Origin of the sequence: Pseudomonas sp. PS02303 (assembly GCF_029959925.1) — a bacterium.
Classification (GTDB): domain Bacteria; phylum Pseudomonadota; class Gammaproteobacteria; order Pseudomonadales; family Pseudomonadaceae; genus Aquipseudomonas; species Aquipseudomonas mandelii.
In genome coordinates this window covers 17,187-40,096 of the sequence record NZ_JASCOM010000021.1, presented here as the reverse complement: position 1 = coordinate 40,096, position 22,910 = coordinate 17,187, and the positions used below count along the sequence as shown (strand labels likewise).

General features: G+C 57.0%; 22 protein-coding genes and 1 tRNA gene. 19 read left to right on the top strand and 4 right to left on the bottom strand.

Annotation, left to right across the window (positions count from 1 at the left end; all coding sequences use genetic code 11):
- The first annotated feature begins 186 nt into the window (after positions 1-186).
- The 5 genes from QMX98_RS08415 to QMX98_RS08395 all read left to right on the top strand — a co-directional run bounded on the left by QMX98_RS08415 (position 187) and on the right by QMX98_RS08395 (position 8,555).
- The gene (locus tag QMX98_RS08415) at positions 187-4,245 is read left to right on the top strand and encodes a phage tail tape measure protein (protein ID WP_282410548.1); all 4,059 of its coding nucleotides are present in this window, start codon (positions 187-189) and stop codon (positions 4,243-4,245) included.
- Positions 4,242-4,541, top strand: a complete 300-nt coding sequence (locus QMX98_RS08410; RefSeq protein ID WP_282410547.1) for a hypothetical protein — start codon at positions 4,242-4,244, stop codon at positions 4,539-4,541. Before QMX98_RS08415 ends, QMX98_RS08410 begins: the two co-directional genes overlap by 4 nt.
- A 1,146-nt stretch (positions 4,542-5,687) precedes the next feature.
- Complete coding sequence (locus QMX98_RS08405; RefSeq protein ID WP_282410546.1) at positions 5,688-6,128, top strand: hypothetical protein; 441 nt, start codon at positions 5,688-5,690, stop codon at positions 6,126-6,128.
- A 518-nt stretch (positions 6,129-6,646) separates the two neighbouring features.
- Complete coding sequence (locus QMX98_RS08400) at positions 6,647-7,114, top strand: hypothetical protein (RefSeq protein WP_282410545.1); 468 nt, start codon at positions 6,647-6,649, stop codon at positions 7,112-7,114.
- A gap of 979 nt (positions 7,115-8,093) precedes the next feature.
- The gene (locus tag QMX98_RS08395; protein WP_010464610.1) at positions 8,094-8,555 is read left to right on the top strand and encodes a DUF4234 domain-containing protein; all 462 of its coding nucleotides are present in this window, start codon (positions 8,094-8,096) and stop codon (positions 8,553-8,555) included.
- Between the two features lie 37 nt (positions 8,556-8,592).
- Here the strand turns inward: QMX98_RS08395 and QMX98_RS08390 are convergent, their stop codons facing one another.
- Positions 8,593-9,042, bottom strand: coding sequence for a hypothetical protein (locus QMX98_RS08390; protein ID WP_010464612.1), 450 nt, complete (start codon positions 9,040-9,042; stop codon positions 8,593-8,595).
- A 262-nt stretch (positions 9,043-9,304) separates the two neighbouring features.
- On the opposite strand from QMX98_RS08390, the gene QMX98_RS08385 reads away from it, so the two are divergent.
- The 6 genes from QMX98_RS08385 (at position 9,305) to vapC (ending at position 13,131) form a co-directional block, all read left to right on the top strand.
- Complete coding sequence (locus tag QMX98_RS08385; RefSeq protein WP_221108042.1) at positions 9,305-10,363, top strand: PDDEXK nuclease domain-containing protein; 1,059 nt, start codon at positions 9,305-9,307, stop codon at positions 10,361-10,363.
- 67 nt (positions 10,364-10,430) lie between these two features.
- Positions 10,431-11,405 (top strand): alpha/beta fold hydrolase, encoded by a 975-nt coding sequence (locus QMX98_RS08380; RefSeq protein WP_102593458.1) that lies wholly within the window; start codon positions 10,431-10,433, stop codon positions 11,403-11,405.
- Between the two features lie 37 nt (positions 11,406-11,442).
- Positions 11,443-11,859 carry a hypothetical protein gene (locus tag QMX98_RS08375; protein ID WP_010464618.1) on the top strand — a complete coding sequence of 139 codons (417 nt, stop codon included), beginning with the start codon at positions 11,443-11,445 and terminating at the stop codon, positions 11,857-11,859.
- Positions 11,860-11,864: 5 nt separating this feature from the next.
- Positions 11,865-12,317, top strand: a complete 453-nt coding sequence (locus QMX98_RS08370) for a hypothetical protein (RefSeq protein WP_154911946.1) — start codon at positions 11,865-11,867, stop codon at positions 12,315-12,317.
- Between the two features lie 176 nt (positions 12,318-12,493).
- A complete protein-coding gene (gene vapB / locus QMX98_RS08365; protein WP_083375253.1) occupies positions 12,494-12,724 on the top strand; it encodes a type II toxin-antitoxin system VapB family antitoxin in 231 nt (76 codons plus the stop codon).
- Positions 12,724-13,131: a tRNA(fMet)-specific endonuclease VapC gene (vapC, locus tag QMX98_RS08360; protein ID WP_010464625.1), complete on the top strand. Its 408-nt coding sequence runs from the start codon at positions 12,724-12,726 to the stop codon at positions 13,129-13,131. Before vapB ends, vapC begins: the two co-directional genes overlap by 1 nt.
- 78 nt (positions 13,132-13,209) lie before the next feature.
- On the opposite strand, the gene QMX98_RS08355 is transcribed toward vapC, so the two are convergent.
- Both QMX98_RS08355 and gabP read right to left on the bottom strand, forming a co-directional pair.
- Positions 13,210-13,536, bottom strand: coding sequence for a hypothetical protein (locus QMX98_RS08355; protein WP_010464627.1), 327 nt, complete (start codon positions 13,534-13,536; stop codon positions 13,210-13,212).
- Positions 13,537-13,881: 345 nt separating this feature from the next.
- The gene (gene gabP, locus QMX98_RS08350; protein ID WP_282410544.1) at positions 13,882-15,273 is read right to left on the bottom strand and encodes a GABA permease; all 1,392 of its coding nucleotides are present in this window, start codon (positions 15,271-15,273) and stop codon (positions 13,882-13,884) included.
- Between the two features lie 553 nt (positions 15,274-15,826).
- Here gabP and QMX98_RS08345 point away from each other — a divergent pair.
- The 8 genes from QMX98_RS08345 (at position 15,827) to QMX98_RS08310 (ending at position 21,858) form a co-directional block, all read left to right on the top strand.
- Complete coding sequence (locus QMX98_RS08345) at positions 15,827-16,600, top strand: ABC transporter ATP-binding protein (RefSeq protein ID WP_007897462.1); 774 nt, start codon at positions 15,827-15,829, stop codon at positions 16,598-16,600.
- Between the two features lie 13 nt (positions 16,601-16,613).
- The gene (locus tag QMX98_RS08340; protein WP_282410543.1) at positions 16,614-17,360 is read left to right on the top strand and encodes an ABC transporter substrate-binding protein; all 747 of its coding nucleotides are present in this window, start codon (positions 16,614-16,616) and stop codon (positions 17,358-17,360) included.
- Positions 17,361-17,438: 78 nt separating this feature from the next.
- On the top strand, positions 17,439-18,134 hold the full coding sequence (locus QMX98_RS08335; RefSeq protein ID WP_010464638.1) for an ABC transporter permease: 696 nt from the start codon (positions 17,439-17,441) through the stop codon (positions 18,132-18,134).
- Complete coding sequence (locus QMX98_RS08330) at positions 18,131-18,820, top strand: ABC transporter permease (RefSeq protein ID WP_282410542.1); 690 nt, start codon at positions 18,131-18,133, stop codon at positions 18,818-18,820. Before QMX98_RS08335 ends, QMX98_RS08330 begins: the two co-directional genes overlap by 4 nt.
- Positions 18,801-20,030: a methyltransferase gene (locus tag QMX98_RS08325; RefSeq protein WP_282410541.1), complete on the top strand. Its 1,230-nt coding sequence runs from the start codon at positions 18,801-18,803 to the stop codon at positions 20,028-20,030. Before QMX98_RS08330 ends, QMX98_RS08325 begins: the two co-directional genes overlap by 20 nt.
- A gap of 343 nt (positions 20,031-20,373) precedes the next feature.
- Complete coding sequence (locus tag QMX98_RS08320; RefSeq protein ID WP_169857522.1) at positions 20,374-21,198, top strand: FkbM family methyltransferase; 825 nt, start codon at positions 20,374-20,376, stop codon at positions 21,196-21,198.
- Positions 21,199-21,276: 78 nt separating this feature from the next.
- A tRNA-Thr gene (locus QMX98_RS08315) sits at positions 21,277-21,352 on the top strand.
- Between the two features lie 299 nt (positions 21,353-21,651).
- Entirely contained in the window at positions 21,652-21,858 is a 207-nt protein-coding gene (locus QMX98_RS08310; RefSeq protein ID WP_042932964.1) for a hypothetical protein, read from the top strand.
- Between the two features lie 152 nt (positions 21,859-22,010).
- Here the strand turns inward: QMX98_RS08310 and QMX98_RS08305 are convergent, their stop codons facing one another.
- Positions 22,011-22,853, bottom strand: a complete 843-nt coding sequence (locus QMX98_RS08305; RefSeq protein ID WP_145309147.1) for an oxidoreductase — start codon at positions 22,851-22,853, stop codon at positions 22,011-22,013.
- Between the last annotated feature and the right edge of the window lie 57 nt (positions 22,854-22,910).

Genomic DNA, 22,910 nt, shown 5'->3' with positions numbered 1-22,910 from the left:
TTTTTCTGTTCAATTTGCAGCGCACTTCACAGCAATGGCTGTTCGTCGGCCAGGCTCGGTACCGCTGCGTTCTTAGAGGAGATGTGCTTTGCGCGAGATTGAGCTTGTACCCGTCATTGTCAGTAACTCGTCTTGGCCGAGGCAGCCCCTGCCTCCCGGCGTGTGTTTAATTTCAGGAGAAGCACTATGACTCAGCAATCCAGTCGCCTGGATATCATCATCGATTCGCGGCAGGCCCAGCGTAATGGCGAGCAGCTTCGGATCACCCTAAACAACCTTGTTGTGGTCGGGGACCAGGCATCCCAGTCTATGAGCGGTGCAGGCACAGCAGCGCGAGCGGCGGGCGCGGCGTTCGCAGCCCTGGGCGCTAGTCGAGTGGTTGGTGAAATCATCCGCCTGACCGATGCCTTCAAGTCCATGCAGGGCTCTCTGGCGCTCGTTAGTTCGTCGAATTCGGTAGCGAGCGATTCGTTCCAGAAACTGCTGACGATGGCGAACAACACGGGCAGCTCGCTGGAGTCTACCGTTTCGCTGTATGCCCGCCTGGCAAACGCCACCCGAGGCGCTGGCTATACCACCGAGCAATTGCTTGGCGTGACCGATGCCATTAACAAGGCATTCGTAATCTCCGGCGCAACCATGCAGGAGGCATCCAACGCTGCGATTCAGCTGTCCCAGGGCTTAGCATCTGGCACGCTTCGCGGCGAGGAACTGAACTCTGTCATGGAGCAAGGCCCGCGCATCACTCGAGCTCTGGCCGAATACCTGGGCGTCACCAACGGCCAGATTCGCCAGATGGCCGCCGACGGCAAGATCACTGCCGAGGTCGTGACCAACGCCCTGCTTAAATCGCTGACCTCGCTCAACTCAGAACTTGATCGCATGCCGCGCCGGTTCGAGCAGGCATCGACGGCGCTGAAAAACAACTTCCTGGCCGCTGTCGGTCAGATCGACATCAACCCGCTGATCAGTTCCGTCGATGCGCTGGCCGATTCTCTGGCAAAACCAGAAGTCATCAGCGGCATCCAAGCCATCGCGACCGGCCTGGGCAATGTCGTTGCTGTCGGTGGTAGCGGCCTGAAAACGGTGGTTGCCAATACCGATGCGCTGATGGCGATCACGGGAGCCTATGCCGTAAAGGTCGGAGTCGGCCTGTCAAGCTCCCTGGCGCTGGCGGTCAAGGCTCGACTGGCTGACACCGCGGCGGCTCATCAGCAAATAATCGCCTCAAGGCAGGGTGAGGTTGCCGCAGTAGCCGAGGCTGTTGCGCTTCAAAGCATAGTGGTCGCCTCGACCGAGGCTGGGCTTGCTCGCGCGATTTATGCTCGCAGCGAGGCAGTGGCGGCTACGCAGTCTGAGCTTGCAAATGTTCGGCAACTGAAGTCTGGTCTCGCCCTGGCTACGCAGGCAGAAGCTCTTTCGGTTGTACAACTTCAGGCTGCAGCCTCCCAGCTGGCTTCGGATCGTCAGCTTGAAGTGTCAAGGATGCAGGCGCAGATCAATACAACAGGCCTCGCCGCATCTCACTCGAGGCTTGCCGAAATCAGGATTGCTGAGGCGGCTATCACTACTCAGCTTGCGGCTGCTGAAGTGCGACTGTCCACCGCCCAGCTCGCCGCAACAGAAAGCTTGACTGCCGCTCAGGCAAGGCTGGCAGTCGCAAGACAGGCCGAGCTGGCGACGGGCGCCGTGGTTGGTCAGCAGACGGTTGCGCTGAACGCGGCGCGCACCGAGGGTGCTGCAATTTTGGCCGCGCAGACGGCGGCTCAGAACGCGCTGAACATTGCGGAGTCGCGCGGCGCAGTGGCTCGTTCGGCTGGCGCGGCAGCAATGGCTGCACTTGGCGGTCCGATGGGGCTGGTCACGCTCGGCCTTGCAGCATTGGCGGGCGGGGCGATCTACCTCGCCTCCAGCAACGATACCGCGACGAAATCGTTAATCGATCAAGGTCTGGCACTGGATGATCAGATCGAGAAGTTCAGGAGCCTGAATGCCGAGCAGAAGCAATTCCAGGCGTCGGGCTGGATGCGCGACCAGAAAAAGGAGGCCGAGGAAGCCGCCAAGGCTCTGGATCTGTATCAGGCCACGGCGAAAACCGGTCTGTCCATCACAGGCGCGTCGGCTGGCGCATCAATGCGGCAATTCCAAAGCATGTTCGACGAGGTTAGAAATGGACAGAAGCCGCTAGCCGATCTGACCACTTGGCTTGGCGATAACACCAAGCTGTCCGCCGAATACAAAACCCAACTGATCGGTCTGGCGAATACTTACTCCACTAGCAATGAGGCATCTCAACGCTATGGCGAACTGCTGGATCGTAGCAAGAGCGCTGCAAATTCAGCCTCTGTTGCAGCATCCGGCCTGGCGAAATCCCAGGGCGCAGCTGGTGCTTCGGTGGAGAGCAATGCGCAGGCCTGGACAAAGTACATTGACCAGCTGACGAAAACTCGCGATCTGGTTGGTGCAAACGCAGCAGCTGAGGCCGCATATACCGCAATCAAGATGGGTGCCAATGCGGCGCAGCAAGAGCAGGCCAAGGCCATCGCAGCCCAGACCGACCTGCTCAACAAGTACCAGGATGCGGTCAAGGAGAACAACAAGGCCGAGCAGGAGCGCCTGAAGGTTCTTCTGGTTGCGAGTTATGCCGCCATGCAGGCCGCCGAGGATACTGCTGCCGCGCAGAAGAAAGCCCTTAGCGATACCGCGAAGGCGGCTGAAGAGAGCTCGGCCCGGCAAGTCAGTGCAATGCAGCGGATCATCGATAAGTCGGTCAACCTGGCCGCGGGTCGCAATCTGCTGTTGGTTGATCAGCCAAAACAAAGCCTTAGCGGTTATGGGCTGCTGACCAATGGCGATACTGCACCAGCCGCGCCTGTCACTCCGCGAAAAACTCCCCAGCAATTGGCTGAGGAGCAGATGGCGCAAATTGTTGCCGGCACCACGCCGAACAAGCCGACTAAAACCCCGAAAGGCCCAAGCGAAAAAGGCGAGCTGAGCGCTGCGCTGAGCGCATTCGATGCTCTCTACAAAAAGGCAGATCCGGCGGCAGAGGCTGTTCGAGATTTGACTGAGGCCCAGGAAAAGCTTCAGTTTGCGCTTTCGAAAGGGAAGATCACCCAGGAGCAATACGGTGTTGCGCTGGGCCAGGCATCAAAGGATTACGCCGCGGTCATCGCCAAAACTGGAGAATTGAGCCAGGCCGAGCAGTACCGGCTACAGATCCAGAAGCAGCTTCAGACCCAGCAGGAAGCAGCTAACCAGGCGGCCGCTGCTATTGGTCAGGGTTCCGAGGAGGCACAAAGAGCCTCGGAGCGACTGAAGCTGGAGAGCGATCACAACGACCGCGTCTTAGATCTGCGCACCAAGCTTGCCAGAGCATCAACCGACCAGCAGCGCAAGGATCTGCAGGACCAGATCAATATCACCGAGGAGTTATTCCCGCAGCAGGTCGCAATCATGGTGGATGGCTGGGCCAAAGTGGATAAGGCCCAGGCTGACTGGTCGAACGGCGCAAGGTCGGCATTTCAGAACTACGCCGAGCAGTCTGCTGATGTGGCCGGACAAAGCAAATCGCTATTCACCAATGCCTTCGGCAACATGGAAGACAGCCTCGTCCAGTTCGCAAAAACCGGAAAGTTGTCGTTCAAGGATCTGGCGGACGGCATCATTGCTGATCTGATCCGCATCCAGGTGCGTCAGGCGGCGGTTGGCATCTTCAGTACACTGTTCAGCGGGTTTGCCGGTGCAGGGGCTTCTGCTGCGGGTAACGGACTGGCTGCCGGCTCTGCTGGCGCGACGTCTTCAAGTCTCGGCGCGTCGTCGGCTGGGTACACCTCGACGTATGGGTTCTCAGACGGCGGCTACACAGGTGACGGCGGCAAGCATGAGCCAAAAGGCGTGGTTCACGGCGGTGAGTTCGTGGTCCGCAAGGACGTGGTATCGCAACCGGGCACCCGGGAATTTCTGGAGCACATGAATGCAAGCGAGAAGGGTTATGCGAATGGGGGTTACGTCGGCTCGACTGCGGTGGGATCATCCGTCACACAGAACGGCCGCGCCCAGGCCAGCCAAGCATCGCTGCCTCCGATCATAATTAACCTAACGGTTAACGGAAACCCCGATCAAGAACAGCTTGCACGAATGGAAGACTCGATGACGCGCGCGTCGAACAGGGCCTACGAAATAATGCTAGGAGATCTGAAGCGCAACGGGCCGGCAATGCAGCTCATAAGGAGAAATCGATGAAAGTATCTGATTTGGATGTTGGCGAGCTAGTGAGCGTCATCAGCACCGCTATCGCGCCATTGCTATTCAAGGACGTCGACCAGAATGTTGCGCCTCACTTGTGGCGCGAACGGGCAAAGCTGAATGCCGAGGTCATGGGGCGGATTATGGCAGTCCTGCAGTGTGGAGACGACGTCGGGCCTGATATTCACGAACTCGTTGAGCTCTGCACTCGACATATGCAGACCGGATACGAGCAATCCTTTTCTGAGGTGCTCGGGCCAGGCGGCTCACTGAGTAAAGCTCACAAGCTCTAGGCGGCAACTATCCGCGCCACGATCTGCGAATCACGAAAACGTGGCGCGGGTGAGGCAAACCATATGATCCCACTGAGACCATATGGTCTGTCTCGCCGGTTACTGTCCGATCGTGGTAACCACCGCGGTAACCACCAAAAGTAACCACCCTACCTGGTTACTCCCCATCAATGAGTGGTGACCAAAGTTACCCGCCCCCGCCGCCTTCCAAATGTCAGGTTTTGGCAGGTTTTCGCGCTGAAAAAAGGTTAAGTTTTGTTAAGTCGCGGGCGCTGACCGGATCGCGAGGTATCCACTCTGGTATCCACGGTTTGAGGTCTCTAATGACTGGATACCGTGTCGGTGACCAAGCACGGTGACCACCATCAGTGACCACTTTCCGCTGGTCACAAAACCATCAAAACCCATTTGGGGAAACCGAACCCCATGAATGAGCCGAGTCAAGTGCCTATCGGAGTGTTTTCGCTCAGTGTTTCGCGCACGTCCGTCGCGCAGTTGAAGTGCGCGAAACCGTCCCCAACAAAGCTTCACTCAGTCATTTACGCAGCGTATTCACGTACTGGGGCCGTGTAACAGCTGATGTAACAGCAAAACGTGCTGTTTCACGCACCGCGTCGCGCAGGATTTTCACGCAAAAGGAGTGAGCAAAACTGTCTCTGAGACAGTGTTGTCCGGCATTGGTACGGAGACTGGTACGCACCATCGGTACGCACTCGCTGAGGCGCACCCAGCAAGTGCGCTTCGATGTTCGCACCTCTGGTTCGCACCTCTTACGCGAGGCTGGTGCGACCCAGGTCAGTGGATATCATGCTGGTTAACACGGAAAGCTAACCTTGACCCAGCCTTGACGGTTTTTTTCACCGTGTTTGAAGGATTCCGAGCCGACCATGGGCCAGAGCCAAGCTGAAAGCCATGATCTGTAGGGGCTGGCGCAGCTTTCCGTACAAGTAAGTGGTCAGGGCTCGTCAAATATCCGTCAAGGAAAATTCAGGTCCGGACTACGCAGAATAAATACGAATTGCACCCAGCACCATGCCGCGCCGTGCGATCGACTACACCCCTCGCTGCGCCATGTCTGACTGGTAAAGAAGACTGATGCGGCGCCCGCATGATGCTAAATTGACTGCATCTACGGGAGTGCGCGAATTGAGACGATTATTGTTATTAGGAATGGCCTGCGTTGCGTTGGCCGGCTGCGAGACGACTAGGGTTTCGCCCGACCAAGCGCGCCAGGTGTCAGCTGAAGATGTTTATGCGTTCGGTCGCCCAAGTGGCCCTGAATACGCCAGGATCGTGTTCACGCAGGATGCAGGCGCCATGAGCTGCTTCGGTGCTGGTATGCAGGTTTTCTTAAATGATCGGCTTGCAGCAGAAACAAGCAGCGGAAAGTCGGTGAAGCTCTACCATAAACCCGGCCTCGTACAGCTGAGCATCAAAAACAATGCTTTGTGCGCTGGTGGTGATTTGCGCGGGCTTCTCCTGGATTTGAAGCCGGGGTATTCGTACTCAGTCCGTGGATACAGGGGCACGTGGGACAAGGCCGAACCTCTGCTGGCCTCGCCAGAACCATTCAAGTACACAAAATAGTCAGTGAGATAGATCATACAAACCGTCAGCTTGGCGGCTTTTTATATCTGGAAAAAAGCAATGACTTAGGCCTGCCGCCTGGTGATGGATCAATAGTCGGGTGCCGCGCCAACGACGACAGATAATACGAGTCTTAAGGGTTTCCAAAGTAAGTTTCCACTTTGGTTTCCACCAAAAGTTACCATTTGCCTGGTAACACCGGCCCTCTCTAAAACGCCATATGAATGAGCGTATCTGTTCATTTGCACGCCCCTAAAAAGGCGAATTCCATGCTTGGGAAAACAAACCCCATTGATGAGGCCCAAAGCGGCCCTAATGACCCAGTTGTGGAAACACCCCATGAATGACCTACGATTACACTGCGGCGCACCTCACGAATGGCCCGAACACAAGATGCCCCACTTCACTAAGTGGTGGGTTGAGCTTGACCTTTACAGGGATGAGGCTCGGGCGCTGGACACTTCAATGGCCCGGTATATCCACAAGATTTGGGCCTTCTAGAAAGAGAGCCACAACGCATGAGCAAACCCGACGACGAAAGCAAGCCACCAAAGCGCTTGAGCTTTGTGATCCCCCACCGTGCCTACTGGGATTACAAGCTTGAGGCGGTGCGCCTTGATATGTCCATGACGGATTACTTTCTTTCGCTGTGGACGGCGGGCGGCATAGGCGAGAGGTGCCTATGTGACTGGACGTACTCGGTGACGAACAAGAACGGGAAAAAGCTCGTCCTGTTGGTGGATCTGATGACCGGACGGCTTAGCCTGACAGCCGATATCAGGTATGTTTTCCGTGACCTGTGCGACAAGATTAGCGTGGAGGGCGAGACCTATATTGTCTTCCGACAAACTGACGGGAGTTATGCCCAAATAGATTTCGGCGAGAACGGTTTTGTCCGTACTCTGGACATTGGCGAAGTTTTTTCGTTTGAGGAAATCACCCGCCTATTTTCGCAAAAGGCCGATGACACTTTGACCGCACTTTGACGGAATGTGAGACAGGCATGAGACAAAATCAGCGCAGGGTGGGCGTCCAAGCCTTATCTAGTGCGAGGGCCGTCAAACTAGCCGGCCTGGCCGTCTCATCTCCCTGGCAGACCTAAGGCGGATTATGGACAGGCTCTAGACGGAACCTGACCATCGCCAGCAGACAGAATGCCGGAAAAGCAGTGGCACACCTGGTGCGCAGGCGGCTGAGCCGTGTCAGAGCAGCGCACCCCCATCCAAAATGGCTGGAGCCTTGACCGCCTTGACGGAATATTTGACAGGGCTTGACGGATTGTCAGGCGACCATGCGCCAGCGTCTGACTGAACGCCCTGATCTGTATGGGCTGGCGCGGTTCTATCGGGCAGCATTGGGCGCAGCTCGTCAAATGCCCGTCAAGGACAATTCGCCAGCGGTGGAAGGCATGGCAATCGATCCAATCCCGGCTGAATCTCCATAGGGTGAACGAGCCGTTCATCCGACCGCTCAAATCTGAACGGCCACCTGGCAATCGCCACCCAAAAAGCTTGAAAAAGGGGGCACCACTGAAAAAAGTGAGTAGATTTGTGAGTAGAAAAACAATCAGAAAACTTGGACGCCTTTAAACACTTAGCCTGTAGCCATTGGTTCGATTCCGTCTCTGGCACCAAATACCGAAAACCCTGAATCGCAAGATTCAGGGTTTTTTTATGCCTGGGATTTGATAACGACAATCCACCGCAGCACAGCTGCCGGAAAACAATCACGCTTTAGTACGCCGTCTCGATGATGGCACCATGCTATTATTTCCCCCGTGCATGGAATAAAGCCGACATTGATCCCGATGCCCCGCATCCGAATCAGCCGATACAGGATAGAGACAGCGCAAGGAGTGCGTGCATTTCACCCCTCCCCGCAAAACACTGCCCTCCCCTGTTCGACGACACGAAGCCAGCCTTCCAGGCACGCTCCCTTCTCGAAAGTCCTGAACATGGAACAGTTATGTCTGACATCAATGAACTGAAAGACAAGGTCAACACCAAAACCTTGAACATGGTCCTGCTGTCGATTGCGACCGCCGGGATCTACTTGCTGTTGTGGTTGTACAAGAGCAACCAGAAGATCAACGAAACCACGAAAATCAAAGTGGTCGACGACACCTACGTCATCTGGGTCGCCGTCTGCCTTGGCTGGAGCGGCGCGTTGTCGAACCTGGGCGACGTGTTGTTCGACTCGCTTTCCGGCATTTTGCTGATCGCATTGAACGCGCTGTACATCGTATGGGCCTTCAAGGCAAAAAACGCACTGTCGGAATACGCCCTCAACGAGCACAAAATCGACCTGCGCATGAACGGGTTCTATACCTTCTTCCTGAACATTTTTTACGTGAACTACTGCATCAACGACTTGCCTGAAGAGCAGCGTAAACAACTGATCCTGCGTGGCCAGACGACGCAAGCCTGATCAACTGGCGAGGGGCAGTCTCGAAGGACTGCCACCGTCACTCATCACCCTTCCAGTTGAACACCAGATTACGCACGCCAGCGCTGCCGACATCTGTCGTGTCGCGCTTTTCCTCACCATTACGGGTGGCGACCACGGTGTACTTGCCGGCCGGTAACTGGACGTAAACCAGAGGCCCTGCCTGACTGAGTGTCAGCACTGATTGACCTTGAGCACTCTGGATAACCAATTCAACATCCGGTACATATTTGCCCTCCGGCCCAATGGAAAAGGTCATGTGCAGGTTGTAGCCGGTCGCTTGCTGAATGGCCTTCGCTTCATCCTCGCCAATACCGCCGGACAGATAGGTAATCCCGTTCTGTTCCTGGCGCTGAATCTGCACGCCTGTGCTGTCGATGGGCTCGAGGCTCGCGGCCCCTGACATGGCGGGAAACATCAGCACACCGATGGTGGCGATGGAAAACATGAGGGAATGGATGGACTTCATGATGGTGGCTCCCGGGTTCCACGGAACCCAATCGTTACTCCTTTTGGATTTCTCGCTGGATGCTCAAGTTTTAGATTGATTGGTACTTGGGCTCACTGCGAAATGGACTACGCGTTGTATTCCTCAAGCACGCATTTCAGTCGGATTGCTCCTGCAAAACGAATCCGGCATTTCCTGCGGATATCCCGGCCGCGCCCTGCATCGCCGCCCTGCCTTCTCTTGGCATGCTCTTTCGCCGTTTCTCCAAGCCGCGGAAGACTTCATGAGCATCGTCAAAACCGAAATCACTGAAGATCCCCAACTCGCCTCTCTGGTGGGAAACCTTGGGGAACTGATACGTCAGGCACGCCAGAAGGTGTTGCGAGCGGTCGATACCGTTCAGGTGCAAACCTGCTGGCAGATTGGTAGGCATATTGTCGAGTTCGAGCAGGAGGGGGCTCGGCGGGCGGGTTATGGCAAACAGCTTCTGTCGACGCTGGCGAAGGCACTGACAGCGGAGTTCGGGAAAGGCTTTGACGAAACCAACTTGCGAAAAATGCGGCTGTTTTATCAGGCGTTTCCAATTCGAGACGCACTGCGTCTCGAATTGAGCTGGACCCACTACCGCAGGCTGCTGCGAGTCGACAGTGATAAGGCGCGCAAGTGGTACATGGACGAATCTGCCAACCAAAACTGGTCAAGCCGCGCCCTGGAACGCCAAATCAGCACCCTCTACTACGAACGCCTGCTTATGAGTCGGGACAAGTCTGCCGTCATGACAGAAGCCATTACGAATATCCACGCGATGAACGACAATCCCAGGGAGTTCGTTAGAGATCCCGTGATGCTGGAGTTTCTTGGTTTGCCCGATACCGGGGTGATACTGGAGACCGAACTTGAACAAGCACTCATCAAGCAACTTCAGGGCTTCCTGCTTGAGCTGGGAAAAGGTTTTGCATTTATCGCTCGACAACAACGAATAAGCACCGAAGGCAGAGACTTCTATATCGATCTGGTGTTCTACAACTACTTGCTCAATTGCTTCGTCATCTTCGACCTGAAGCGCGGCGAATTAACCCATCAGGATGTCGGACAGATGGACATGTATGTACGCATGTACGACGACCTTAAGCGCAAGGAAGCAGATGGTCCAACCGTCGGCATCATTCTTTGCGCTCAAAAAAACGAGTCAGTGGTGCGTTACTCAGTATTACAGGGGAACGAACAACTGTTCGCCAGCAAATACAAACTAGTGCTGCCAAGCGAAGACGAACTTCGCGCTGAGCTGGACCGGGAACGGGCGGCAATAGAAGAGCGCCTGCTCGATCAAATCCGCCTCTAAACACATGGATTGTCCACTAGCTGCACGAGGACTATCGTTGGCAACTACCCGCAAAGGTCCAAAGCCGATGAATTTGCAGGACATGCCTTCACTGGCACCAACTCAGATCGAATTGTCGCTGACCACCGATACTGCTGGCGAACCGTTCAAGGAGCCCGCCGCAGACGCCTTCATCCTCGGCGGCTTCACTTGGCGGCACGCCTCTCAGGACCGCGCGCGCCCGGTCGTCATCATCAACGCGGCCACCTCGGTTCGTTGCCGGCATTATTCGCGCTTCGCCGACTACTTGTTCGCCAACGATTTCGATGTCATCACCTATGACTACCGCGGCATCGGCGAGTCGCGCCCAACGTCGCTGAAAGGGTTGCAGGCGTCATGGTCCGATTGGGGCGCGCTGGATTTCGAGGCGATGCTCAAGCGCGCGCAGCGCGAATTCCCAGGCCAGCCCATTGATGTCGTCGGTCACAGCTTTGGAGGCTGTGCAGCGGGTCTGGGAGCGTCCGGGCATTTGATTCGGCACTTGGTGACAGTCGGCGCGCAATTCGCTTACTGGCGCGACTATGCGCCCGCCCATCGCTGGCGGATGTTCGGCAAGTGGCATGTGGTGATGCCGTTGATGACCCTGCTTTACGGCTACTTCCCCGGCAAACGCCTCGGCTGGCTGGAGGACACGCCCGCTGCGGTGGTTCGCGACTGGAGCACCCCCACGGCTCGCTACGAAACGCGGCCCAGTGGTCGCCTCATGCACGCAAAAACCGGCCGGCTTCCCTTTGCATCAGTCACCGCAAAAACCCTGGCCATCAGCATCAGCGATGACCCATACGGTACGATTGCCGCCATCGAGCGCCTGCTCGGCTACTTCACCCACAGCACAAATACCCACCTGCGAATCGCCCCCGAAGACATCGGCGAAGAAGAAGTCGGACATTTCGCCTTTTTTCGCAGCGCATACCAAGCCACACTATGGCCCATTGCATTGTCCTGGTTGCAGACCGGCGAACTGGCCCCCGACACACCCGGGCGGCGCGTGCCACGCAGCTGATGGACTTGCCCACTCAACGAAATACGGAACGACGCCCATGGCCTCCGCCAACAAGCAGCAAAAACGCGCCACACGCGCCAAAGCCAAGGCCAAGCAGAACCGCACCCAACGGGCCGCTGCGCCGGTCGAGCTGGACCCGAATGACGATCGCATCGACTTCGAATCGGTGGACCTGACCGAACTGTTCAAAAAAATGATCGACGCCGAAAAAATCAGCCAGCAAGCAATGTGCATGGCCTTCCTCGAAGACCCGCTGCTGGAACTGGTGTACGAGCAGGAAGGCGAAGAAGGCGCGATGGATTTCATCCTCGCAGCGCTGATCGAATATCGCCAATGGTCCACCGAAGTCGATGAAGCCGGCGCCCTGGCGTGGATCGAATCGCCAGCCTTCCAGGCTGACTATGTCGCGGCGTCCGACGTCATTGCGGCCCAAACCCAACAGAAAGCGAACTGAATTTAATGGCATCCCTGAACAAACAGCAAAAACGCGCCAAGCGGGCCAAGATCAAAGCCAAACAAATCAACATCCACGGCCGCAAACCCGCCGCACTGGACGATGACCTGGGCGAAATCGGCGAGCCGATCCCGGAATACACCCTGGCGATGTTCAGCAAAATGCGCGACGCCGAAGCCATCAGCCGCAATGACATGCTGCTGGCCCTGCTGTCGGACCTCGCCGGGATCATCAGCGACCACCCCGAACTGCTGGACATGGAAAACGCCGACAACGAAGCCATGGCCGCCACTCACCTGGCCGCCGACATGCTGATCGACTACCGCATGTGGACCGATGGCATGGACCGCGATGCCGCACAGGCGTGGCTGACCGATCCGCAGTTCATCACTGATTTTGGCGATGCGCTGGACAGCTATCGTCAGTCGCTGGATGCGCAGGAAGAAAAGAGCGAATAAATACTCGCCCTTGAAAGCAAAAACGGCCGCTTGTCATCACTGACAGCGGCCGTTTTTTTATGTCCATTTCCAAAGCTCATCGACCTCTCGTCATCGGATAGGTATATCCCATTGACATATCCCAATAGAGATCTATTCTCTGGACTCAGACACCAGTAAAAACGCAGGAGGCCACAATGGAACAGACTACCCTTTTCATGAGCAATCGAAGCCAGGCTGTCCGTCTGCCGAAAGCTGTGGCGATGCCAAGTGACGTCAAACGGGTCAACGTATTTGCCATCGGTCGGGCTCGCATCATTACGCCTGCAGACGAGACATGGGATAGCTGGTTCGATGGAGATAACGTCAGCACAGATTTTATGACTGATCGCCAACAACCCGCCGATCAGGAGCGTGAGTCGTTCTGATGATCAAGTTCATGCTCGATACCAATATCTGTATCTTCACCATCAAGAACAAACCGCAAATAGTCAGAGAAGCTTTCAACTTGCATGACGGACAGTTATGCATCAGCGCGATTACGCTGATGGAGTTGATCTACGGTGCCGAAAAATCAGCGACCCCCGAAAAGAACCTCGCGGTAATTGAAGGCTTCACAGCCCGCCTTGAAGTTTTCCCTTTCGACAATGAAGCAGCCGCGCATACCGGAATGATACGGTCCGAGCTAGCGAAGGCCGGAACGCCCATTGGTCCCTATGACCAAATGATTGCCGGACATGCGCGCTCACGAGGGTTAATTGTCGTCACCAACAATCTGCGTGAGTTCGAACGGGTGCCAGGATTACGTGTAGAGGATTGGGTTCATCCCGATTGAATCGAATAAAGCTAACGAAAAAAAACGGCCGCTCGTCATCACTGACAGCGGCCGTTTTTTTAAACCTTCAAACAACAATCAGGCAGCAACACCTTCCAGACGCGGAATATCAAAACCCAGCTTGGCGCTGGCATAACCCAGTTCGCCTTTGGCGATGGACTGAGCCTTGTAGCCGGCATCGATCAGGTCCTTAACGTACAGCTTGTTGTAGATGAACATGAACACCAGGTTGCTGAGGCTGAACGTGAAGCAGGCCACGACGAACATGATCGCCGCCCACTTGAAATCACCACGGAACAAAGCCGGGAAAAAGCCAAAGAAAAACACGGTCCACGAGAAGCCGATTGGCGCTTCTTTCATGGCACCGGTGTTAGGGTTTTTGAACACAACCGATGTAAACGCCATGCCTGTCTCCTTGATGCCCCAATGGGTTGGCTGGATGGCCGGGCTCTCCATGCAGCGCTTTAAACGGCAAGCACACGCAAATGCATCTGTGACTCGCGTCAGATGAGGGAGCAGGCAAGAAAGGGTCGGGGCTTTAGCCAGGAAGGCTGGGGGCGTCGAACAATCCGTGTCCTGAAACTCCATCGCACCCCGCAACAGCGAGATACACATTCGGCGAGAAGGCTACTATCTAGCCATCACTGTGTCCATCAGGTAAACGCCCGATCACTCGTCTGAATGAAAACGAAAACGACCGCGATCATTTCTGATGGCGGTCGTTTCTGTGTTTCTACAGTGTCAGAACACTCAGCGCGCAACCGCTGCGATCAACTGCTCGTTGCGACGACGGCGCGCTACGAACAAGCCCGCAGCCACGACCAACAAGCTCAGCAGACCTGTCGCGAGGATCTCGACGCGGTGGGCTTCCTGGAACAGCATGATGGTCAGGGCCGCGACGATGAAGATGATCACCGCATAGGTCAGGACCGGGAACAGCCACATGCTGAAGGCGATTTTTTCGCCGCGAGCCATACGTTGTTTGCGCATACGCACCTGCGAAATCGCGATCACCAGGTACACCAGCAGCGCGATGGCGCCGGAACTGGCCAGCAGGAATTCGAACACCGCAGCCGGGGCTACGTAGTTGGCGAACACGGCAAGGAACGCTGCGCCAGTCGACAACATGACGGCCCAGTACGGCGTGCCGCTCTTGTTGGTGCGTTGGGAAACGGCCGGCGCATCACCGCGCTTGCCCAGGGAGAACATCATGCGCGAAGCGGTATAGAGCGCCGAGTTCAGGCAGCTGGTCACAGCGACCAGCACCACGATGTCGACGATCAGCTTGGCATTCGGGATGCCCATACGCTCAAGCACAGTCTGGTAGGAACCGACAGCGGCCAGTACCGGATCATTCCATGGCACCAGGGCCACGACGATGAAGATCGACACGAGGTAGAACAAACCAATCCGCCAGATCACCGAGTTGGTGGCCTTTGAGATTTGCTGGCCCGGGTTCTTCGATTCCGCGGCCGCGATGGTCACGATCTCGGTACCCATGAAGGAAAACATGGTGGTCAGAATAGCGCCCAACACCGCGCCCATGCCGTTTGGCAGGAAGCCCTGGGTGTCGAACAAATGCGAAACGCCGCTGACCTGGCTGTTCGGCAGGTAGCCGAAGATCGCCATGATGCCAAGTGCGATGAAACCGATGATCGCGATGACTTTGACCAGGGCGAACCAGAATTCGAATTCACCGTAGTTCTTCACGCTGAACAGGTTGGTCACTGTCAGCAGCAAAGTGATGACCAAAGTGAAGGCCCAGATCGCCACGTTGGGAAACCAGGCATGCAGGATGGTCGCGGCGGCATTGGCCTCCAACGGGATCACCAATACCCAGAACCACCAGTACAACCAGCCGATGGTGAAACCGGCCCAGTGACCGATCGCGCGATCGGCGTAGGTCGAAAAGGAGCCCGTGTCTGGCGAGGCGACAGCCATCTCGCCGAGCATGCGCATGACCAGCACCACCAGAGCACCGGCGGCGGCGTACGCCAACAGCACGGCCGGGCCTGCGGCAGCAATGGCGTGGCCGGAGCCGACGAACAGGCCGGCGCCGATAACCCCGGCGATCGACAGCATGGTCACATGACGCGGTTTGAGCCCCTGTTCGAGGCCATTGGAGCTTGGGGTACTGCTCATTGAAACTACCTTTGTAAGGGAAAGCGATTTGCATCCATCCCGTCCGGCGTTCCTTCTCGTAAAAAGAAACCAACAGGGCGTTCCATATTCTGCACGCAATAATTGCGCCAAAATGTTTCAAACTCCCGAAGCACGGGGCCTGTGGCGTGACCGGACAGTCATCGCAAGTCCTTGAGATTAATGGCAATTCGCCAGAGCGTTACCCTGCGACCCACTTTGAGAACGAAACAACGCACCAGAAACACACCTGAAAATGTGTCGACGCACAATAAAAGTGCAGATCAGGAACGTTTGGCCGGTTAGCGCTTCCAACACCCCGTCAAAGCTGGCAACATCGCGCCCTTTTTTACGCGACACCCGCGGGGCAGCTGGTTCAAACGGCTGTTCGGTTGATAGCAGCGCGACAGTCTGCTGTACCGATGCGACAACCTGCCACATGCCACCCGTTTACCGCCCGTAGCGCTGTTGGCTGCCATTCGAACGCTATGCTAGCTTGGCCGCCTCGCCAGGAAGGCCAACCAACAGCAGGAGCGAAACACTATGAGGAACGCACATGGCTGAGGCCACGCCCGCGCTTGAAATTCGCAACTTGCACAAACGCTACGGACAGCTCGAGGTGCTCAAAGGCATCTCGCTGACCGCCCGCGACGGCGACGTGATCTCGATCCTGGGTTCTTCCGGTTCCGGCAAGTCCACATTCCTGCGTTGCATCAACCTGCTGGAAAACCCGCACCAGGGCCAGATCCTGGTGGCCGGTGAAGAACTCAAGCTCAAAGCCGCCAAGAACGGCGAACTGGTGGCTGCCGACGGCAAGCAGATCAACCGTCTGCGCAGCGAGATTGGTTTTGTGTTTCAAAACTTTAATCTGTGGCCGCACATGAGCGTGCTCGACAACATCATCGAAGCCCCGCGCCGGGTGCTCGGCCAGAGCAAGGCCGAAGCCATCGAAGTCGCCGAAGCCCTGCTGGCCAAGGTCGGCATCGCTGACAAGCGTCACGCCTATCCGGCGCAACTGTCCGGCGGCCAGCAACAACGCGCGGCCATCGCCCGCACGCTGGCCATGCAGCCCAAGGTGATCCTGTTCGACGAACCCACCTCCGCCCTTGACCCGGAAATGGTCCAGGAAGTACTTAATGTCATCCGCGCACTGGCCGAAGAAGGCCGCACCATGCTGCTGGTCACCCACGAAATGGGCTTTGCCCGTCAGGTGTCCAGCGAGGTGGTGTTCCTCCACCAGGGCTTGGTAGAAGAGCAAGGATCGCCACAGCAGGTGTTCGAAAACCCGCTTTCGGCACGCTGCAAACAATTCATGTCCAGCAACCGCTAACGGAGCTACCCGCATGCAGAACTTCAAAAAAGTCTTCCTGGCTGCCGCCGTCACCCTGGCGTTCAGCGCCGGTGCCATGGCTGAAACCCTGAAGATGGGCATCGAAGCGGCCTACCCGCCGTTCAACAATAAAGATGCCAGTGGCAATGTCGTCGGCTTCGACAAGGAAATCGGCGACGCCCTGTGCGCCAAGATGAAAGTCGATTGCACCGTGGTCACGTCCGACTGGGACGGCATCATCCCGGCCCTGAACGCCAAGAAGTTCGACTTCCTGATCTCCTCGATGTCGATCACCGACGAGCGCAAGCAAGCGGTCGACTTCACCGAGCCGTACTACTCGAACAAACTGCAGTTCATCGCGCCGAAAGACAAAGAGTTCAAAACCGACAAGGATTCCCTGAAAGGCAAAGTGATCGGCGCACAACGTGCGACCCTCGCCGGCACCTGGATGGAAGACAACATGAAAGACGTCGAAGTCAAACTCTACGACACCCAGGAAAACGCTTATCTGGACCTGACCTCCGGGCGCCTGGACGGCATCCTGGCCGACAAATACGTCAACTACGAATGGCTGAAAAGCGCCGCCGGTCGTTCGTATGAATTCAAGGGCGACCCGGTGGAAGAAAGCGACAAGATTGGTATCGCTGTACGTAAAGGCGACACCCTGCGCGCGAAGCTGAACCTTGCCCTGAAAGAAATCGTCGAAGACGGCACTTACAAGAAGATCAACGACAAGTACTTCCCGTTCAGCATCTATTGATTCTGACTTGCCTGGCCGGCGCCGTTCTTTGACGGCGCCAGCCCTTGGCATTGCCTGCTGCACATTGAAAAGAAATCCATGACTATCGATCTCTACGGATTCGGCCCGGCACTCGCCGCTGGCGCGCTGATGACTGTGAAACTGGCACTCTCGGCCCTGTGCCTGGGGCTGGTGCTCGGTCTGCTCGGCGCCTTGGCCAAGACTTCCCCGTACAAGCCGTTGCAATGGCTTGGCGGCACTTATTCGACACTGGTTCGCGGCATCCCGGAATTACTGTGGGTGCTGCTGATCTACTTCGGCACGGTCAACCTGATGCGTGCCCTGGGCGAGTTTTTCGGCAATCCCGACCTCGAACTGAACGCCTTCGCCGCTGGCGTGATTGCGCTGGGGCTGTGCTTCGGCGCCTATGCCACGGAAGTGTTCCGGGGTGCGATCCTGGCGATTCCCAAAGGTCACCGTGAGGCCGGCGTGGCGTTGGGCCTGTCGAAGTTTCGCATCTTCACCCGGTTGATCATGCCGCAGATGTGGCGCATCGCCCTGCCCGGCCTGGGCAACCTGTTCATGATCCTGATGAAGGACACGGCACTGGTGTCGGTGATCGGCCTGGAAGAAATCATGCGTCACGCGCAAATCGGCGTGACCGTGTCCAAACAGCCGTTCACCTTCTATATGGTGGCCGCGTTCATGTACCTGGGCCTGACCATTCTGGCCATGACGGGCATGTACTTCATGGAAAAACGCGCCGCTCGCGGCTTCGCGAGGAGCACCCAATGAACTGGGAAGTCATCATCAAGTGGCTGCCGAAGCTGGCCCAGGGCGCCACACTGACCCTGGAACTGGTGGCCATCGCCGTCATTGCGGGTTTGCTGCTGGCCATTCCGCTGGGCATCGCGCGCTCATCGCGGCTCTGGTACGTGCGGGCATTTCCCTATGCCTACATCTTCTTTTTCCGGGGCACGCCGTTGCTGGTTCAGCTGTTCCTGGTCTATTACGGCCTGGCGCAGTTCGATGCGATCCGTAACAGCCCGATGTGGCCGTACCTGCGCGATCCGTTCTGGTGCGCCACGGCGACCATGACCCTGCACACGGCGGCCTACATCGCCGAAATCCTGCGTGGTGCAATTCAGGCGATCCCGCCGGGCGAGATCGAGGCCGCGCGGGCGCTGGGCATGTCCCGACCGAAAGCGCTGTTCTACATCATCCTGCCCCGTGCCGCGCGCATCGGCCTGCCGGCCTACAGCAACGAAGTGATCCTGATGCTCAAGGCCAGCGCGCTGGCCAGCACCGTGACCCTGCTGGAACTGACCGGCATGGCCCGCACCATCATTGCCCGGACTTACCTGCCGGTGGAGATCTTCTTCGCCGCGGGCATGTTCTACCTGCTGATGGCTTACGTGCTGGTGCGTGGCTTCAAGCTGCTGGAGCGCTGGCTGCGCGTCGATGCCTGCCAAGGGCGCTGATTCTCCTGTGCTGACGGGCGAGGCTCTGCTCGCCCGTTTCACGGCGCTGGATGCTTTTCTGATAAAGCATCAGGCGTTGTGGAAGCCTCGTCCGTTTACTCATCTGCAACTTCCTTGGGAAGCGTCCTACCCGGAACTGGCACTTTGGCTACGGGGACGGTCGCTGGAGGATGCGGAAAGCAGCCATAACCAACCCGGTTTGCTGGATGCGCCGCAGCCATTTGCTGCGTTGGCGGCGCTTTCCCTTGAGCTGGATTCGGTGGGCGAGTTGCCGGCGCATGCATTGGAAGCGGCCGGGCATCGATTGAATGTCGATGTGCCGGGCCGTAAGTGGCAGCAGATTGAAGCGTTCGCCAGTCGTTTGTCGTTTACCTCGCCGCCCAGGTATTGGCTGGATTGGTGTTCAGGCAAGGGCCATTTGGGTCGACGGTTGCTGCAACACGGCCAACAACTGACCTGCCTGGAATACGACCCTGCGCTGGTTTCCAGCGGCCAGGCGCTCAGTCAACGCCATCACCTGCATGCGCTGCATGTCGAACAGGATGTGCTCGCGGCGGATACCATTGCGATGTTGAATGCCGATCACACGCCCGTTGCGCTGCATGCTTGTGGTGATCTGCACGTGCGGCTCATTCAATTGGCCAGCGCCGCAGGCTGCAAACAATTGGCCATCGCGCCCTGCTGCTATAACCGAATCAGCCTTACTGCGTACCAACCGCTTTCCCCGGCCGGTTTGCGATCCGACCTACAACTCTCCCTCGACGATCTCTCGTTGCCGATGAGCGAAACCGTCACCGCCGGGGCTCGCGTCAGACGTCAGCGCGACACTTCCATGGCTCGGCGCCTCGGCTTCGACCTGCTGCAAAGACAACTGCGTGGCGTTGACGAGTACCTGCCAACTCCCTCCCTACCGAGTGCCTGGCTGGATAAACCCTTCGCCGACTACTGCCATCATTTGGCCGCGTTGAAAGAGTTATCCACAACCGGCCCGCAGGATTGGTCAGCACTCGAAGCCGCTGGCTGGCGGCGACTTGCCGAAGTGCGCAATCTGGAATTACTGCGAGGCCTATTTCGACGCCCGTTGGAGCTTTGGCTGGTGCTCGATCGGGCACTTTTCCTGGCCGATCAGGGCTACACCGTTCGCCTCGGCACCTTCTGCAAAACCCCGCTCACGCCGCGCAATTTCCTGCTCCTGGCAGAACGTCCGTAAAAAGCCACAGCCTGTGGATAACTCTGTTGATGGAATTATCATGGATCCAATATAACCGCCTGTTTCAGCGGTGAAACGCCACTGTTCAATTTTCGTACACATGATAAAAAACCGAGAAAAACAGGCATTTGCGCACAAATGAGAATGGGTCCACAAAAAAGTCATGAGCGCCACTCCTGAGTGCGGCCGTTGTGCATAAGCGTCCGACGAAAAGGACATAACCGCCGAAACCCGGTCGCGCTCGGCGGAAAATTGCGTGCCGCGATCACCCTTGTTATACAGGCAGACAAGAGCGCCAAAGTGCGCCCACGAACAAGAAATCTCTGACAGACAGGAAGCCACAGTGACGTTCATTTCTTACGCACAGAATTTCGAAGACATACGCCTGTGGCGCGCCCTCAAAACCGTCGAAAACGGCTTCTATATCGACGTCGGTGCCAACCACCCCACTCACGACTCCGTGACAAAAGCTTTCTATGACCGTGGCTGGACCGGCATCAACGTTGAACCGATGCCCAATTATTACGAAGCGCTGTGCCAGGAACGCGCCAAAGACACCAACCTGCAATGCGTGGCAGGTGAAAGCGCCAACGACCTGACCTTCTACGGCATCGCCGGTACCGGCCTCTCCACCCTCGACCCGGCCATGGCGCAAATGCACAAAGACGCAGGCATGGACGTGCGCAGCCAAACCGTCCAATCCCGCACCCTGACCTCCATCTGCGAAGAACACGCCCAGGGCCGCGAGATCCACTTTCTGAAAATCGACGTCGAAGGCCACGAAGAAACCGTCCTGCGCGGCATGGACTTCAGCCAATGGCGACCGTGGGTCATCCTCATCGAAACCCCATGGGACCGCGACCAAGCCTGGGAAACCCTCGTCACCGACGCCGGCTATCAATCCATCCTGTTCGACGGCATCAACACCTACTACCTGGCCAACGAACACCTGAACCTCAAACCCGCCTTCGACATCCCGCCGTGCAACCTGGACGAGTTCCAGTTCTGCAAAGGCCACAACTTCAGCCACCCCGTCAGCGACGCCGAACACCAACTCGCCGCCGCCCTGCAACGCGCCGAACAGGCCGAAGCACAGCTGCGCGCGATGCAAAACAGCCGCACCTGGAAAGCCCTTCAGAAACTCAAGAAAACCCTGCTTCGCGCCTGACCTGACGCCTGCGCAAAAATAGTCTGAATTCAGGGGTTTACAGAACCAACCCAATCGCTATAATCGTCGCCCTAACACGCCGGTATAGCTCAGTTGGTAGAGCAACTGACTTGTAATCAGTAGGTCCCGGGTTCGACTCCTGGTGCCGGCACCATACGCAGTATCGAAAAAGGCTCACCGAATGGTGGGCCTTTTTCGTTTATGGGTCTTACGCTCCTGGGTTTCCTCTGCTCGCTCCCCGTTTCGTGTTCGCCCCTTTTTGCGCCCAGCTCGCTGAAGGGCGGTTATATTCATCAAAGGTGCGGAATCGACGCAGCCAATTCTGGTACCGCGCATCTACATATCTCACCGAAACGATGAGCGGTTACGGTCGAAAATCAGTGAGGCGGCATAATGACAGCAGTGCTTATGCACAACCTGCCACTTCACTCCGCCGTTGCGAGCCTCTTTGTAATGAACACCGAACGACGTTACTCGATCATCTTGGAGCACAGCGCCGAGGTGCTGCTTGAACATGCACCCATGGCGCAGATAGAGGCATTTTGGGACGCCAACGATACCCGCTACTTCGGGTTGCGCATGGAGGACGAGCACAGCGCACACGCACGAGTGATTGTTACGGACGAAGTCCCCGACGACGAAGATGTGGCGCTTTTCTGACTGTAGCGAATGGAATCACTCGCCTCCTACGAGAGGAGGGGGGCGCCCAAATGATTTTCAGATCTATTGCCGATACCACAAAACAAAGCCCTCGTAGAAATACGAGGGCTTTGTTGTTTCTGGGTTCTGGATTTTTATACACCGGCCATCAATCACTCAAACTCCGTAGAAACCGAAAGATGCTCCCAAGCATCAATCTCCCCCTGCAACCGCGCAATCTTTTCACGCACCAACCTCACCGCATCCTTACCCAGCAACAGATGAACCGGCGGCTTTTCAGCAGCGACCAAGGTCATCAACGCCTGCGCAGCTTTGTGCGGATCACCAGCCTGCTTGCCACTCTTCTCTTCCCGCGCCTTGCGCACTGGATCGAACACCGCGTCGTAGTCACTCACGGTGCGACCGGATCGGATCATCGAGCGCCCCGCCCATTCGGTGCGAAATGAGCCAGGTGCGACGGCGGTTACGTGAATGCCCAGGCTTTCGACTTCTTTGGCCAGCGCTTCGCTGATGCCTTCAAGGGCGAATTTGCTGCCGCTGTAGTAAGCGATGCCCGGTAAGGTGATGAAGCCGGCCATGGAGGTGATGTTGACGATATGCCCGCTGCGCCGTTCACGCATGCCGGGCAGGACTGCTTTGATCATTGCCACCGCGCCAAACACGTTGACGTCGAACTGGCGCTGCATTTCAGTCAGTGGCGATTCCTCGAGAATGCCTTCGTGCCCATAGCCGGCGTTGTTCACCAGCACGTCGATCTGCCCCACCTCGCGCAGGATGTCAGCCACCAGTGGTTCGATGGCTGGGAAATCGGTGACGTCGAGCACGAACGCTTTAGCGCGATGGGCGTCCAGCGCTTCGAACGCGGCGCACTCGGATTCGCGCCGCACCGTGCCAACCACCGTGTGCCCCGCCGCCAGCGCTGCTTGCGAAAAGGCAAGGCCGAAACCTGAACTGACGCCGGTGATCAGGAAAACCTTGTGAGCGTGGGTGTTCATCCTGCGTTCTCCAATAAAAACGCCGTCGATAGTGATCGACGGCGCTGTGGACAAGTC